This is a genomic window from Rhizobium sp. Leaf371 (genome assembly GCF_001424045.1).
Classification (GTDB): Bacteria; Pseudomonadota; Alphaproteobacteria; order Rhizobiales; family Rhizobiaceae; genus Ferranicluibacter.
Map to the genome: position 1 here is coordinate 282,935 of NZ_LMQB01000012.1, position 12,995 is coordinate 295,929.

The window sequence follows — 12,995 nt, forward strand, 5'->3', positions numbered from 1 at the left end:
ATGCGCACAGACACGATCGACCCCGGCCGCATGACGGCGCGGATGGAACTGGAAATGCCGGTGGACATGCCGGACGGGCAGGGCGGCACGTCGCGCGCGTTTGCGGCGGCCGGCGCGCTCTGGACGCTGATCGAGCCGCGAGTGGCGCTGATCGCGGAGCGGCGCGACGAGACGGTGGTGGATGTCGAGCACGACGTCTGGATCCGCCACCGTGCCGATATTGCGCCCGGCATGCGCTTTCGCAAGGGAACGCGGCTGTTCGCGATCCTCTCGGCCTTCGATCCGGACGAGACGCGACGCTACCTCGTCTGCCGCTGCCGGGAGGCGCGGTCATGAGCGCGGCCAATGCCCTGCAGACCGCGGTCTTCGCCAGGCTGTCGGGGGATTCAGCGCTTTCGACGCTGCTCGGGCCGGGCGGCATCCATGACCGGCTGCTGGAAAGCCCGGCGCATCCCTATCTGCGCCTTGCCGGTATCGAGAGCCGCGACTGGTCGACGGCGAGCGAGCCGGGCGAGGAACACGACCTTGCCATCGAGGTGCGCGGGCCGGAGGGCGGCAACCGCGTGGTGCAGGAGATCGCCGCGCGGGTGCTGGCGCTGCTGCACGATGCGGGCCTGTCGCTGGCCGGCCAGCATCTGGTGAACCTGCGGCACGAGGGCACGCGCACGGCGCGCGACGGCGCGGCGCGGGGGCATGTGGCGGCGATGCGGTTTCGCGCCGTGACGGAGCCGGTGGCCTGAGCCTGGAGCTTGGAGCCTGAGCGGCTGGGCCGTGTGGGACGGGAAACAACCGAGAGAATAAACGGGAAAGGGATCGGCCGATGGTGGCGCAGAAGGGCAAGGACATTCTGTTGAAGATCGAGACCGGCGGCGGCTTTGTAACCGTGGCCGGGCTGCGGTCCAAGCGGCTGGCATTCGATGCGGAAACGGTCGACGTGACCGACGCGGAGTCCAGCGGACGCTGGCGCGAGCTTCTGGGCGGGGCGGGCGTGCAGCGGGCCTCGATCGCCGGCGCCGGCCTGTTCAAGGACCAGGCCTCCGACGCGCTGGTGCGCGCGACGTTCTTTTCCGGCGCGATCGTCACCTGGCAGGTGATCATCCCGGATTTCGGCACGGTCAGCGGCCTCTTTCAGCTGACGACGCTCGCCTATACCGGCCAGTATAATGGCGAGGTGCAATTCGAGGCGGCGCTGGTATCGGCCGGCCCCCTGACCTTCACGGTCGCCTGATGCGGCCGCGCGACAGGGGCGCTGCCGGGCGCGCGAACCGGCACCGAGGCGAGGTGGAGGCCGTCATCGACGGCGAACGCCGCATCCTCTGCCTGACGCTCGGCAGCTTGGCCGAGCTTGAGACGGCCTTTGCCGCCGACAGCCTCATGGGGCTGGCGCGGCGCTTTTCCGCGGGCGGGCTGAAGGCGGAGGACCTGATCGTCCTCCTCGGGGCGGGCCTGCGCGGCGGCGGTAACCTCGTCTCCGACGAGGACGTCGCCGGCATGAGCGTCGAGGGCGGGCTGGGCGGACTGGCGCGGCTGGTGGGCGACCTCCTGTCCGCGGCCTTCGGCAGCGATGCGGCGGAGGCGCCGACGGGAACGGACCCCTGACGGCCGCAGGCGGCGAGGAAAGCGCGGCACCGGCGCCCTTTCCCTGGGAGGCGGTCATGGCGGCCGGTCTTTCGCGCCTGCGGCTTCCGGCCCGCGACTTCTGGCGGATGACCCCGCGCGAGCTCGCGGCAGCGCTCGGCCTTTCGGCCGGCAGAGGGGGCGCGCCCGACCGGGCGGGGCTCGCCCGGATGATGCGGCAATTTCCTGACGATGCGGCGTGACGGCCGAAGAAACCGATGGAGGCAGGCATGACGAATGGGGCGGACGGGGCGGACGGGGCGGGCAAGGGTCGCGATTTTCCGGAGATGATCGCGCAGGGAAAGGCGCTGGACACGGTGCTCTCCGATCTGGAGCAGAGCGCCGGGCGTTTCGGCGCGGCGATGACGAGCGCGCTGTCGAGCGCGGTGCGCGGCGGAAAGGGGCTCGACGACATCCTGAAGAGCGCCGGTCTGCGGCTGGTCGATATCGCGCTGTCGGCCGGGCTGAAGCCGCTGCAGGACGCGGTGTCGACCGGGATCGGGGCTGTGTTCGGCGGAGGGGTCGCCGGGATCGGCGGCGCGTCGGCCGAAAGGGGCGTTGCGCCGTTCTCGGGCGATGGACGCCTTGCGACGCCGCGGTTTCTCGCCGGGGTTTCCGAGGGCGGGACGGCGGGCGGCGGGGACGCGTCCGGCGCCGGCACCGCGGCGGGAGGCATGCCGGGCGCGGGCGGGACGGCAGGCGCAGGCCCGACCGTCGTCTTCAACGTGACGGCGAGCGATGCCGAGAGTTTTCGCCGCTCGGAAGGGCAGATCGCCGCCATGCTGACCCGCACCGTCGGGCGCGGGCGGCGCGGCGTCTGACGAGGGGCGGTTAAAAAGGTTTCACCATGGATCAGGGATTTCACGAGGTGCGGTTTCCGATGCGGCTGGCGCTCGGCACCAGCGGCGGGCCGGTGCGGCGCACCGATATCGTCAGCCTGTCGAACGGGCGGGAGACCCGCAACAGCCGCTGGCGGGATGCGCGCCGGCATTACGATGCGGGGTCCGGCATCCGCGGGATCGACGATCTCTACGCGGTGATCGCGTTTTTCGAGGCGCGCTCCGGCCAGCTGCACGGGTTTCGCTTCCGCGATCCGCTCGATTTCCGCTCCGGTCCGCCGGGCCGGGCGGCGACGGCAGGCGACCAGGCGATCGGCACCGGCGACGGGCAGACGGCGCGCTTCCAACTGACCAAGACCTATGGCGATGCAGGCGGCGCCACGGTGCGCGAGATCGCCAAGCCGGTGGCGGGAACGCTGCTGGTCTCCGTCAACGGCATCGCGGTTACCGCCGGGCAGGTGACGTTCGATACGGCGACGGGGATCGTGACCTTTGCGCCCGGCCATGTGCCCGCCGTCGGCGCCGTGGTGCGGGCGGGCTTCGACTTCGACGTGCCGGTGCGCTTCGACACCGACCGGATCGACGTCGATCTGGCGCAGTTCCGGGCCGGGCGCATCCCGACCATTCCGCTGGTGGAGATCCGGCCATGAGAGACATTCCCGAAGCGCTGGCGGCACATCTCTCCGGCGATGCGACGACGGTCTGCCATGGCTGGCGGGTGATGCGGCGCGACGGCGTCGTGATCGGCTTTACCGAGCATGACCGCGACCTCGTCTTTGCCGGCATGACCTTTCTGGCGGCAAGCGGCTTTCGGGCGAGCGAAACGGAGGCGGCAGCAGGGCTGGCGGCGGATGCCGGCGAGGTGGCGGGCGGTTTTTCGAGCGTCGCGATCAGCGAGACGGATGTGGCGGCGGGGCGCTACGACGGCGCCCGCGTCGAGCAGTTTCTGGTCAACTGGCAGGCGCCCCAGCAGCATGTGCTCCTGACCGTGCAGGACATCGGCGAGGTGACGCAGGCGGGCGGAGCCTTTCGCGCCGAGCTGCGCAGCCTGACGCATCGGTTGTCCGAGGTGCAGGGCCGCAGCTATGGACGCCGCTGCGACGCGGCCTTCGGGGATGCGCGCTGCGGCGCGAGCCTTGCCGGGCGCAGCGAGGCGGGGGTGATCCTTGCGGTCACCGGCGATGTGGGACTGCGTGTCTCCGGGCTTTCGGCCGCAGCCGGGGCCTATCGCTACGGGCTGCTGCGGATGACGAGCGGGGCGAATGCCGGCTGGAGCTGCGATGTCGAGGACCACGCCGTCGGGACGGGGGGCGCTTCGGCGGTGCTCAGCCTCTGGCTGCCGCCGCCGGTGGCCCTGTCGGCGGGCGAGACCTTCACGGTGACGATGGGCTGCGACAAGAGCTTTGCCACCTGCCGCGACCGCTTTGCCAACACGCGCAATTTTCGCGGCTTCCCGCATATGCCGGGCAGCGACTTTTCTTATGGCTATGCGGATGGGGAGACGGTGCATGACGGACGACCGCTGTTTGCGTGAGGAACCGATGCGCCTTCGGGTGCTGGCTTCGGCGCGGGACTGGATCGGCACGCCCTACCGGCATCAGGCGAGCCTGAAGGGGGTGGGCTGCGACTGCCTCGGGCTCATCCGCGGCATCTGGCGCGAGATCCACGGGCGGGAGCCCGAGACGCCGCCGCCCTACCGGCCGGACTGGGCCGAGCGCAGCGGCGAGGACCGGCTGTGGGACGCCGCGACCCGCGTGATGGGGGCGCCGATCGACCTTGGCGCGATGCGGCCGGGCGACCTTCTCCTCTTTCGCTGGCGGCTCGGCATGCCGGCCAAGCACGCAGGCATCCTCAGCCGGGACGAGGCGCCGCCGGCATCCGGCGGTGCGCGTTTCATTCATGCCTATGAACAGGCAAGCGTCGTGGAATCGGCGCTGGTGCCCGCCTGGCGACGGCGGATTGCCGGCGTCTTCCGCTTTCCCGAGGTCTTTTAGCCATGGCGACGATTCTTCTGCAGGCGGCGGGGGCCGCGATCGGCAGCGTGTTCGGGCCGCTGGGCGCGATCGTCGGGCGGGCGGCAGGCGCGCTCGCGGGCTCCGCCATCGACCGCTCCATCCTCAACGGCATGACGACCGTGACCGGCGCGCGGCTGGGTGATGCCCGCGTGCCCGGCGCCGAGGAAGGCACGGCCGTTCCGCGCGTCTACGGCACGCTGCGGATCGGCGGCACGCTGATCTGGGCGACGCGTTTCGAGGAAGAGGTGCATCGCGAGCGGCAGGGCGGCAAGGCGAGCGGGCCGCGCGTCGAGACGTTCCGCTATTTCGCGAATGTCGCGCTCGGCCTCTGCGAGGGGCCGATCGCCGGCATCCGCCGCGTCTGGGCGGACGGGCGCGAGCTCGATCTCTCCACCGTGGAGATGCGGCTCTACACCGGAACCGAGACCCAGGCGCCCGATCCGCTGATCGCGGCCAAGCAGGCCGCCGGCGAAACCCCGGCCTATCGCGGCCTTGCCTATCTCGTCTTCGAGCGGCTGCCGCTCGGCAGCTACGGCAACCGGATTCCGCTGCTGCATGTCGAGGTCGTCCGCCCGGTCGGACGCCTCGAGAGGCAGATCCGCGCCGTGACGATCATTCCCGGTGCGACGGAGCATGGCTACGACCCGGCGCCGGTCGAGGAAAAGACGCGGCCGGGCGAGGCCCGCATCCTCAACCGTCATGTCTTCCATGGCGAGACGGACTGGCAGGCCTCGCTCGACGAGCTGCAGGCGCTCTGCCCGAACCTCAAGCGCGTGGCGCTGGTCGTCTCCTGGTTCGGCACGGATCTCCGCGCCGGGGCCTGCCGGATCGTGCCCGGCGTGGAGACGCGCGCGGGCGGGCAGGAGACGCGGGTCTGGTCGGTGGCCGGCGTGGCGCGGGGCGCGGCGCATCTCGTCAGCCGCAACGGGGGCGGACCGGCCTATGGCGGCACACCCTCGGACGCGAGCGTGGCCGCCGCCATCGCCGATCTGAAGGCACGGGGGCTGGAGGTGTTCCTCTATCCCTTCGTGATGATGGACATTCCCACAGACAATGCGCTGGCCGACCCCTATGGCGGCGCGCGGCAGGCGGCCTATCCCTGGCGTGGGCGGATCACGGCCGCGGTGGCGCCCGGACGGCCCGGCAGCAGCGACAACACGCCGGCCGTGCGGGGCGAGATCGCCGCCTTTTGCGGGAACGGCACGGCTGACGAGCGGTACCGGGCCTTCGTGCTGCACCATGCGCGGCTGGCGCGGGACGCGGGCGGCGTCCACGGCTTCATCATCGGCTCGGAGCTGCGCGGCCTGACGACGCTGCGCGACGGGACCGGCGGCTTTCCCTTCGTCGAGGCGCTGACGGCGCTGGCTCAGGACGTGCGCGGCGTGGTGGGACCGGCAACACGGCTGACCTACGGCGCCGACTGGAGCGAATATTTCGGCTATCACCCGGACGACGGATCGGGCGACGTTCACTTCCATCTCGATCCGCTCTGGGCCTCGCCCGCGATCGACGCGGTCGGCATCGACAGTTACCTGCCGCTGTCGGACTGGCGGGACGGCGATATCGCCGGGGGCAATCCGGACGGTCAGCGGACGCCGGAGGACGGCGACGCGCTGCAGGCGATGCATGCCGGTGGCGAGGGCTTCGACTGGTATTATGCGAGCGCTGCCGATCGCGAGGCCCGGCGGCGCACGCCGATCAGCGACGGGCAGGCCGGCAAGCCCTGGGTGTTTCGCGCCAAGGACATCGGCGCCTGGTGGGCGAACGCGCATCACCCGCGCATCGGCGGTATCGAGCAGGCCGCGCCGACGGCCTGGGTGCCGCGCATGAAGCCGGTCTGGTTTACCGAGACCGGATGCCCGGCGATCGACAAGGGCGCCAACCAGCCGAATGTCTTTTCCGATCCGAAATCCTCCGAGAGCGCGGTGCCGTATTTTTCGGCCGGCGGCCGCAGCGACGCGCTGCAGCGCCGGGTTCTGGAGGCAAGCCACGCCTTCTGGCAGGCCGCGGACGCGCCCGCGGGCGTCGATCCCGACCACATGTTCGTCTGGACCTGGGATGCGCGGCCGCAGCCGGCCTTTCCGGGCGATCTCGATACCTGGGCGGATGGCCGCAACTGGCAGACCGGCCACTGGCTGAACGGCCGGCTGGGCACGGCGACGATGGCCGACACGATCGCGGCCATCCTGTCCGATCACCACTTTGCCGAGGGCGATACGCGCCTCGTCTGCGGCGATCTCGGCGGCTATGTGCAGGCCGAACAGATGTCGGCGCGCGACCTGCTGGAGCCGCTGATGGCGGCCGGCAGCATCGATGCGGTGGAGCGGGACGGGCGGCTGGTCTTCCGCTCGCGCCTGCTGCAGGCCGGCCCGCCGGTGCGGCTCGACACGCTGGCGGAGGGGAAGGACGCGGCCTTGCTGGAGGACCTGCGCGGTGATGCCGGCGACTTCGCCCGCGAGGCGATCCTCGACCATCTCGACCCCATGAACGACTATGGCCGGACGACGGCGCGCTCGCGCCGGGCCGCACCCGGCAACGAGCGGCTGCTGCGGCTGTCGCTGGCGGGCGCGCTGCACGAGGCGGCGGCGACCGATGCCGTGGAGGCGGCCCTGCGCGACCACCAGGCCGGGCGACGGCGGGTAAGCTTTGCGCTGTCGCCGACCGCGATCGGCCCCGTGCCGGGGGATGTCGCGACGTTCGAACAGGGGCCGGCCGGGACCTTCCTCATCGAGCGGATCGACGATGGCGACGTGCGCCGGGTGGAGGCGCGCGGCATCGTCACCGGCGGCGCCAGCCGCTTCGTGCCGGAGACGCGCACGCCGACCGTCGGCCACAGCGCCGCCTCCGCCTTCTCGCCGCTCGTTCACCTGATGGACCTGCCGCGCTACACGGACGGCGAGGCCGCCGGCTTTGCGCGGGCGGCGGTCTTCGCGCGGCCCTGGACGGCCGTGACGCTCTCGGCCTCGCCGACGCGCGAGGGTTTTGCCGCGCGCCTGTCGCTCGCGCGGCCGGCGCGCACCGGGACGCTGGCCGAGGCTCTCGGCCCCGGCGTCTCCGGGCGGTTCGACCGTGCGAACAGCCTGGTCCTCGACCTTCTTGCGGGCGAACTGACCGCGCTGAGCGACCTGGCGCTGTTCGGCGGCGAGAACCGCATGGCCGTGCTGTCGCGCAACGGGGCCTTGGAAATTCTGGGCTTCGGTCTCGCCGACGAGATCGCGCCCGGACGCTGGCGATTGTCGCGGCTCCTGCGCGGGCTGGGCGGTTCCACGGATGCGCAGGCGGCGGGTGCGGCGGCCGGTGCCGCGATCGTGATGCTCGACGCGGCCGTGCAGCCGCTGGGCTTGAGCAGTGCGGAAGCGGGGCAGGCCCTCAACTGGATCGTCGAGGCGCAGGGCCGTCCGGCCGGCGCGGCGCAGACCTACGCCTTTGCCGGCGGCCTGCGGGCGGAAACGCCGCTGGCGCCGGTGCATATCCGCGCGCGGCGGGATGCGGGCGGCAACCTCACGCTCCGCTGGATCCGCTGCGCCCGCGCCTCGGCCGACGCCTGGCTCGACGGGGAAACGCCGCTGGACGAGCCCGTCGAGGCCTACCGGATCGAGATCCTCTCGGGGACGCAGGTCCTGCGCCGGGGCGAGACGACCGCGGCCGAATTCGCCTATCCGCTGGCGCAGGAAATCGCGGATTTCGGGTCGCGGCAGAGCCAGCTTTCCGTGCGGGTGCGCCAGAGGGGGCAGGTGGTGGCGCTCGGGCTTGCCGCCGAGGCGCTGCTGGCCGTCTGAGGCGGCCTTTGCCGACCGTGGCGGACCGCGAGGGCGAAACCGCTGGCGGGCGCGCAGATCAGGGGGTATCAGGGCTTGATCCGGAGCGGAGAGAATGGCGTGAGTCGCGCATTCATTCGCCATTCAGGCAGGGACACCTAATAGACACGCAACACCTCGGAAATGCGAAAGTGCGTTCATGCCGTCACCGCTGATCATCGCGATGCTCGCCGGAAGCCTGGCCGGAAGCCTGATGCTGCTGTCGCTGCCGACGGCGGCAGCACCGTTCGCGGTCACGCCCGCCATCGGCACCGTCGAGGCCCTGGAGGCCGCGCCCGTTTCCGGCGATTGCAGTTCGGCGGCCTCGGAGGTCGTCGAGAAGACCGGCGGCGATCTCCTGTCGGTGCAGCTGACCTCCGACGGGCAATGCGTGGTGACCGTGCTCATTCCCGGCAATGGCGGACGGCCGAAGAAGGTGACGATGCGGGTGCCGATGTAGATCGGCGCCGCGCGCCGGCCGTGCCGCTTCCCTCCGGGGGCGGAGAGCGGCTATGAACGCAATGCAGCCGGGCTTGCCCGGTAGGGTCCGTGACGACGGACAGACGGAGAGTGATATCGGATGCGCATTCTGGTGGTCGAAGACGACGTCAACCTCAACCGGCAGCTGGCCGACACGCTGAAGGAAGCGGGCTATGTCGTGGACCAGGCCTTCGATGGCGAAGAGGGGCACTATCTCGGCGAGGGCGAGCCCTACGACGCGATCATCCTCGACATCGGCCTGCCCGAAATGGACGGCATCACGGTGCTGGAAAAATGGCGCGCCGCCGGACGCCGCATGCCGGTGCTGATCCTCACGGCCCGCGACCGTTGGAGCGACAAGGTCGCCGGCATCGATGCCGGGGCCGACGACTACGTGACGAAACCCTTCCACGTCGAGGAGGTGCTGGCCCGCATCCGCGCGCTGATCCGTCGCGCGGCCGGCCACGCGACGTCCGAGATCGTCTGCGGCCCGGTGCGGCTCGACACCAAGGGCTCTAAGGCGACGGTCAACGGCGTCGCGCTGAAACTCACCTCGCACGAATTCCGGCTGCTCTCCTACCTGATGCACCATATGGGCCAGGTGGTCTCGCGCACCGAACTGGTCGAGCACATGTACGACCAGGATTTCGACCGCGATTCCAACACGATCGAGGTCTTCGTCGGCCGGCTGCGCAAGAAGATCGGCAACGACCTGATCGAGACCGTGCGCGGGCTCGGCTACCGGATGCAGGCGCCGGGTGTCGCTGAAAAAGGCATGGCGGAAAAGTCTTGAGGCAGACGCTGCCCAACAAACGCCGGCACGGCTGATGCTGCGGCTGCAATCCCTCACCGCGCGCGTTCTGCTCGTCTCCACCATCTGGGCGGCGGCGGCGCTCGTGGTGATCGGCGTCGTGATCTCGACGCTTTACCGGCAGGGCTCCGAGCGCGGCTTTCAGGATCTGCTGCGGGCGCAGCTCTACAACGTCATCAACTCGATCGTCGTCAACGACAAGGGGGTGCTCGCCGGCAGTCCGCAGCTCGGCGACCTCCGGTTCTCGCAGCCGCAGACGGGCTGGTACTGGATCGTCGAGCCGATCGGCGAGTTCAACACGCCGCCGCTCGTCTCGACCTCGCTCGGCTCCGGAAAGCTGCCGATCGTCAGCGTCGACGAGGTGCCGTTCGACATCCGCTACGAGCGATTCTACACGACGCTCGACAGCTTTGGCAACGAGGTCGAGGTGGCCGAGACCGAGGTGGTGCTCGACATTCAGGGCCGCACCGCGCGGTTCCGCATCGCCGGCAACCGCGATGTGCTGGAAGCCGATATCAACGATTTCAACCGCAACCTCTATCTGGCCCTGGCGATCTTCGGCTTCGGCGGGCTCGGCATGAACGCGCTCGCCATCCTGTTCGGCCTGCGCCCGCTGGACCAGGCGCGCCGGTCGCTCGAAAAGATCCGGGCGGGCGAGAGCGAACGGCTGGACGGGGAGTTTCCGCGCGAGATCCAGCCGCTGGCAAGCGAGGTCAACGCGCTGATCGACAGCAACCGGCGCATCATCGAGCGGGCGCGCATGCAGGTGGGCAACCTCGCCCATTCGCTGAAGACGCCGCTTGCCGTGCTGATCAACGAGGCGCGCGTGCTGGAGCCGCCGCATGGCGAGCTGGTGCGCAGCCAGGCCGACGCCATGCAGGTGCAGGTGCAATCCTATCTCAACCGCGCGCGGATCGCCGCCCAGCGCGAATCGGTGCTGGCCCGCACCGAGGTCGAGCAGGCGCTGGAGCGGCTGGTGCGGGTGATGCGCCGCCTGCATGCGGAAAAGACCTTCCACCTGACGATCTCGCCGCCGAACCTGGTTCTGGCGATGGAGCAGCAGGATGTGGAGGAGACGGTCGGCAACCTGCTCGACAATGCCGCGCGCTATGCGCGGACGGAGGTCCGGATCACGGCGCATCTCTCGGCCGAAGGCGTGCAGGGGCTCGATCCCGGACGGCGCGCCTGGATCACGGTCGATGTCGAGGATGACGGGCCGGGCATCGAGCCGGAACAGATCGCCATGGCGATGAAGCGCGGCCGACGGCTGGACGAGAGCAAGCCGGGCACCGGCCTCGGCCTCTCGATCGTGCGGGAGATCGCCGGCGAATATCACGGGACGCTGGCCATGGACCGGGCCGAGATCGGCGGTCTCAAGGCGACGCTGGTGCTGCCCGCGGCCTCCTGAGCAGACACGCTGACGGTCCGGCGTGCTTTTTCGACACCGCTCGGGCGGAAATGCACGGACGCCCGCGCTTATTTCGCGATGCGCTGTTGCCCGCATTTTGCGGCGGTGCAAAATAAGCGCTTCGACCGTTCCCGATGAAGCCGGATCCGCATTGCGCATGACAGACAGACACCGCTTTTCCCGCACGATCCGGACACTGGCAACCGCAGGGCTTCTGGTCGCGCTCGGGGTGGCCGGCGGCTGCGCCTCCCGCGCCACCGGCGGCAAGGCGGCCGCGCTGGGCGGCGTGGCGACACGCAGCGGCGCCTCTTCCTCCTTCATCGCGGCGCTCGGAAACGGCATCATCGGCCAGATCGCCGGCATCAAGCTCTCGGGGGCCGACCGCCAGAGAGCGCTCGAAGCGGAATATCGCGCCCTGGAGGCCGCACCGGGCGGCCAGCCCGTCGTCTGGCAGGGCAGCGGCATCCGCGGCTCGGTCGTCGGCGCCGCCCCCTATCAGGTGGGCTCTCAGAACTGCCGGCAGTACAGCCATACGGTGACGGTGGGAGCGACCGACAGCGTGGCGCGCGGCGTCGCCTGCCGCAATGCCGACGGCAGCTGGACGCCGCTGATCTGAGCGTCGTCTCCCGGCCGAGTGCGACCTTTCGCCGGAGCGCGCCCGCCCGTTTCGCGCCTCAATTTTTCGTCATGCTCGCTTTGGCGATTGGAACCCGGCTGCCTGCATAGTATGGCAGCATAGGACGGCTGCGGCGCAGGACGGCTCGTCCTGCGTTTTTGCAGCGCGGACAGGGGGATGGCGGAGGTGCCGCATCCTCGTGCCGAAGATGGGCTTGAAAGACTGGACATGCTGTTCTGGATCATCGTTGCCGTGATGACCGCCGCCGTCGCGGCGCTGCTTCTCCTGCCGCTCTTGCGGGCCGGCAGGGCGGAGGCCGTGGCGGGCGACTATGACGCCGAGGTCTATCGCGACCAGCTGGAAGAGCTGAAACGCGACGCCCGGACGGGGCTGATCGCGCCCGAAGAGGCCGAGCTGGCCCGCGCCGAGATCGCCCGGCGGCTGCTGGCCGCGAGCGCCAAGGCGGAGCGGACCCGGGCGGAGCGGACCCGGGCGGTGGGGGGCATGTCGGCCCATGGCCGCACCAACCGGCTGGCGCAGGCGGCCGTCATCGTCGTGCTGCCTCTGGTCGGGCTCTGTCTCTATCTCAACACCGGCAGCCCGGAGCTGCCCGATGCGCCGCTGTCGGCGCGGATCGCCAATCCCGGCGACGACGTCGAAATCCTCATCGCCCAGGCCGAGCGGCAGCTCGCCGCCCGTCCGGACGACGGCGCCGGTTACGACGTGCTCGCGCCGATCTATTATCGCAGCGGCCGTTTCGACGATGCCATCTCCGCCTTTTCCAACGCGATCCGCCTCAACGGACCCTCGCCGCAACGGCTGGGCGGCTATGCCGAAAGCCTGATCGCGCGCTCCGGCGGTCTGGTGGCGGCGGAGGCGCGCAAGGCGCTGGAACAGTCGCTGGTGCTGCAGCCCGAAGATCCGCGCGCGCGCTTCTACCTCGCGCTGGGGCTGGAGCAGGACGGCAAGGCGACCGAGGCACTGACGGCCTTCCGCGCGATCGTCGCGACCTCGCCGGCCGGCGCGCCCTGGCTGCCGCTCGTCAACCAGCATGTCGCCGCGCTCGCAGCTTCCGACAAAGCGCTGGCCGACAAAGCGCCCGCAGCGCCGGCGACGCTCGGCGGGCCGGATGCGGCCGCGATCGCCAGCGCCGAGGCGATGAGCACCGGCGACCGGCGGCAGATGATCGAAGGCATGGTGGCAAGCCTCGCCGCCAAGCTGAAGGAGGAACCCGCCAACCTCGAGGGCTGGCAGCGGATCATCCGCTCCTATGCGGTCCTGGGCGAGACGGCCAAGGCGGAAGGTGCGCTGCGCGACGGGCTCGCCGCGTTCCCGGGAGACGGCGAGGGCGGACGGCAACTGCTGGCGCTGGCCGCGGAACTGGGCATCGACACGGGGAGAGCACCATGACG

The 12,995-nt window shown here is 70.6% G+C and carries 15 protein-coding genes; all 15 read left to right on the forward strand.

Going from position 1 to position 12,995, the window contains the following annotated elements:
* The 15 genes from ASG39_RS09340 (at position 1) to ccmI (ending at position 12,993) form a co-directional block, all read left to right on the forward strand.
* Positions 1 to 336 (forward strand): phage head closure protein, encoded by a 336-nt coding sequence (locus ASG39_RS09340; RefSeq protein WP_062594717.1) that lies wholly within the window; start codon positions 1 to 3, stop codon positions 334 to 336.
* Positions 333 to 740: a DUF3168 domain-containing protein gene (locus ASG39_RS09345; RefSeq protein WP_062594718.1), complete on the forward strand. Its 408-nt coding sequence runs from the start codon at positions 333 to 335 to the stop codon at positions 738 to 740. Before ASG39_RS09340 ends, ASG39_RS09345 begins: the two co-directional genes overlap by 4 nt.
* An 80-nt stretch (positions 741 to 820) precedes the next feature.
* Positions 821 to 1,228, forward strand: coding sequence for a phage major tail protein, TP901-1 family (locus tag ASG39_RS09350; RefSeq protein WP_062594719.1), 408 nt, complete (start codon positions 821 to 823; stop codon positions 1,226 to 1,228).
* A complete protein-coding gene (locus tag ASG39_RS09355; RefSeq protein ID WP_062594720.1) occupies positions 1,228 to 1,599 on the forward strand; it encodes a gene transfer agent family protein in 372 nt (123 codons plus the stop codon). Before ASG39_RS09350 ends, ASG39_RS09355 begins: the two co-directional genes overlap by 1 nt.
* Complete coding sequence (locus ASG39_RS23250) at positions 1,596 to 1,820, forward strand: rcc01693 family protein (protein WP_082477091.1); 225 nt, start codon at positions 1,596 to 1,598, stop codon at positions 1,818 to 1,820. The genes ASG39_RS09355 and ASG39_RS23250 overlap by 4 nt, the downstream gene beginning before the upstream one ends.
* A 27-nt stretch (positions 1,821 to 1,847) precedes the next feature.
* The gene (locus ASG39_RS09360) at positions 1,848 to 2,438 is read left to right on the forward strand and encodes a phage tail tape measure protein (RefSeq protein WP_244481195.1); all 591 of its coding nucleotides are present in this window, start codon (positions 1,848 to 1,850) and stop codon (positions 2,436 to 2,438) included.
* 26 nt (positions 2,439 to 2,464) lie between these two features.
* Positions 2,465 to 3,106: a DUF2460 domain-containing protein gene (locus ASG39_RS09365; RefSeq protein WP_062594721.1), complete on the forward strand. Its 642-nt coding sequence runs from the start codon at positions 2,465 to 2,467 to the stop codon at positions 3,104 to 3,106.
* Positions 3,103 to 3,990 (forward strand): DUF2163 domain-containing protein, encoded by an 888-nt coding sequence (locus tag ASG39_RS09370; RefSeq protein WP_062594722.1) that lies wholly within the window; start codon positions 3,103 to 3,105, stop codon positions 3,988 to 3,990. Before ASG39_RS09365 ends, ASG39_RS09370 begins: the two co-directional genes overlap by 4 nt.
* A complete protein-coding gene (locus ASG39_RS09375; RefSeq protein ID WP_082477093.1) occupies positions 3,965 to 4,450 on the forward strand; it encodes an NlpC/P60 family protein in 486 nt (161 codons plus the stop codon). The genes ASG39_RS09370 and ASG39_RS09375 overlap by 26 nt, the downstream gene beginning before the upstream one ends.
* Before the next feature lie 2 nt (positions 4,451 to 4,452).
* Positions 4,453 to 8,250 (forward strand): glycoside hydrolase/phage tail family protein, encoded by a 3,798-nt coding sequence (locus ASG39_RS09380; protein WP_062594723.1) that lies wholly within the window; start codon positions 4,453 to 4,455, stop codon positions 8,248 to 8,250.
* Between the two features lie 178 nt (positions 8,251 to 8,428).
* Positions 8,429 to 8,728 (forward strand): hypothetical protein, encoded by a 300-nt coding sequence (locus tag ASG39_RS09385; RefSeq protein ID WP_082477095.1) that lies wholly within the window; start codon positions 8,429 to 8,431, stop codon positions 8,726 to 8,728.
* Positions 8,729 to 8,848: 120 nt separating this feature from the next.
* The gene (locus ASG39_RS09390) at positions 8,849 to 9,541 is read left to right on the forward strand and encodes a response regulator transcription factor (protein ID WP_062594724.1); all 693 of its coding nucleotides are present in this window, start codon (positions 8,849 to 8,851) and stop codon (positions 9,539 to 9,541) included.
* A 37-nt stretch (positions 9,542 to 9,578) separates the two neighbouring features.
* Entirely contained in the window at positions 9,579 to 10,967 is a 1,389-nt protein-coding gene (locus ASG39_RS09395) for a HAMP domain-containing sensor histidine kinase (protein ID WP_062594945.1), read from the forward strand.
* Between the two features lie 157 nt (positions 10,968 to 11,124).
* Positions 11,125 to 11,583, forward strand: a complete 459-nt coding sequence (locus ASG39_RS09400; RefSeq protein ID WP_062594725.1) for a hypothetical protein — start codon at positions 11,125 to 11,127, stop codon at positions 11,581 to 11,583.
* A 228-nt stretch (positions 11,584 to 11,811) separates the two neighbouring features.
* The gene (ccmI, locus tag ASG39_RS09405; protein WP_062594946.1) at positions 11,812 to 12,993 is read left to right on the forward strand and encodes a c-type cytochrome biogenesis protein CcmI; all 1,182 of its coding nucleotides are present in this window, start codon (positions 11,812 to 11,814) and stop codon (positions 12,991 to 12,993) included.
* Positions 12,994 to 12,995: the final 2 nt, after the last annotated feature.

Excerpts from the sequence above, each read along its gene's own strand:
- ASG39_RS09340 (WP_062594717.1), top strand. The coding sequence starts at position 1 with ATGCGCACAGACACGATCGACCCCGGCCGCATGACGGCGCGGATGGAA.
- ASG39_RS09345 (WP_062594718.1), top strand. The coding sequence starts at position 333 with ATGAGCGCGGCCAATGCCCTGCAGACCGCGGTCTTCGCCAGGCTGTCG.
- ASG39_RS09350 (WP_062594719.1), top strand. The coding sequence starts at position 821 with ATGGTGGCGCAGAAGGGCAAGGACATTCTGTTGAAGATCGAGACCGGC.
- ASG39_RS09355 (WP_062594720.1), top strand. The coding sequence starts at position 1,228 with ATGCGGCCGCGCGACAGGGGCGCTGCCGGGCGCGCGAACCGGCACCGA.
- ASG39_RS09360 (WP_244481195.1), top strand. The coding sequence starts at position 1,848 with ATGACGAATGGGGCGGACGGGGCGGACGGGGCGGGCAAGGGTCGCGAT.
- ASG39_RS09365 (WP_062594721.1), top strand. The coding sequence starts at position 2,465 with ATGGATCAGGGATTTCACGAGGTGCGGTTTCCGATGCGGCTGGCGCTC.
- ASG39_RS09370 (WP_062594722.1), top strand. The coding sequence starts at position 3,103 with ATGAGAGACATTCCCGAAGCGCTGGCGGCACATCTCTCCGGCGATGCG.
- ASG39_RS09375 (WP_082477093.1), top strand. The coding sequence starts at position 3,965 with ATGACGGACGACCGCTGTTTGCGTGAGGAACCGATGCGCCTTCGGGTG.
- ASG39_RS09380 (WP_062594723.1), top strand. The coding sequence starts at position 4,453 with ATGGCGACGATTCTTCTGCAGGCGGCGGGGGCCGCGATCGGCAGCGTG.
- ASG39_RS09385 (WP_082477095.1), top strand. The coding sequence starts at position 8,429 with ATGCCGTCACCGCTGATCATCGCGATGCTCGCCGGAAGCCTGGCCGGA.
- ASG39_RS09390 (WP_062594724.1), top strand. The coding sequence starts at position 8,849 with ATGCGCATTCTGGTGGTCGAAGACGACGTCAACCTCAACCGGCAGCTG.
- ASG39_RS09400 (WP_062594725.1), top strand. The coding sequence starts at position 11,125 with ATGACAGACAGACACCGCTTTTCCCGCACGATCCGGACACTGGCAACC.
- ccmI (WP_062594946.1), top strand. The coding sequence starts at position 11,812 with ATGCTGTTCTGGATCATCGTTGCCGTGATGACCGCCGCCGTCGCGGCG.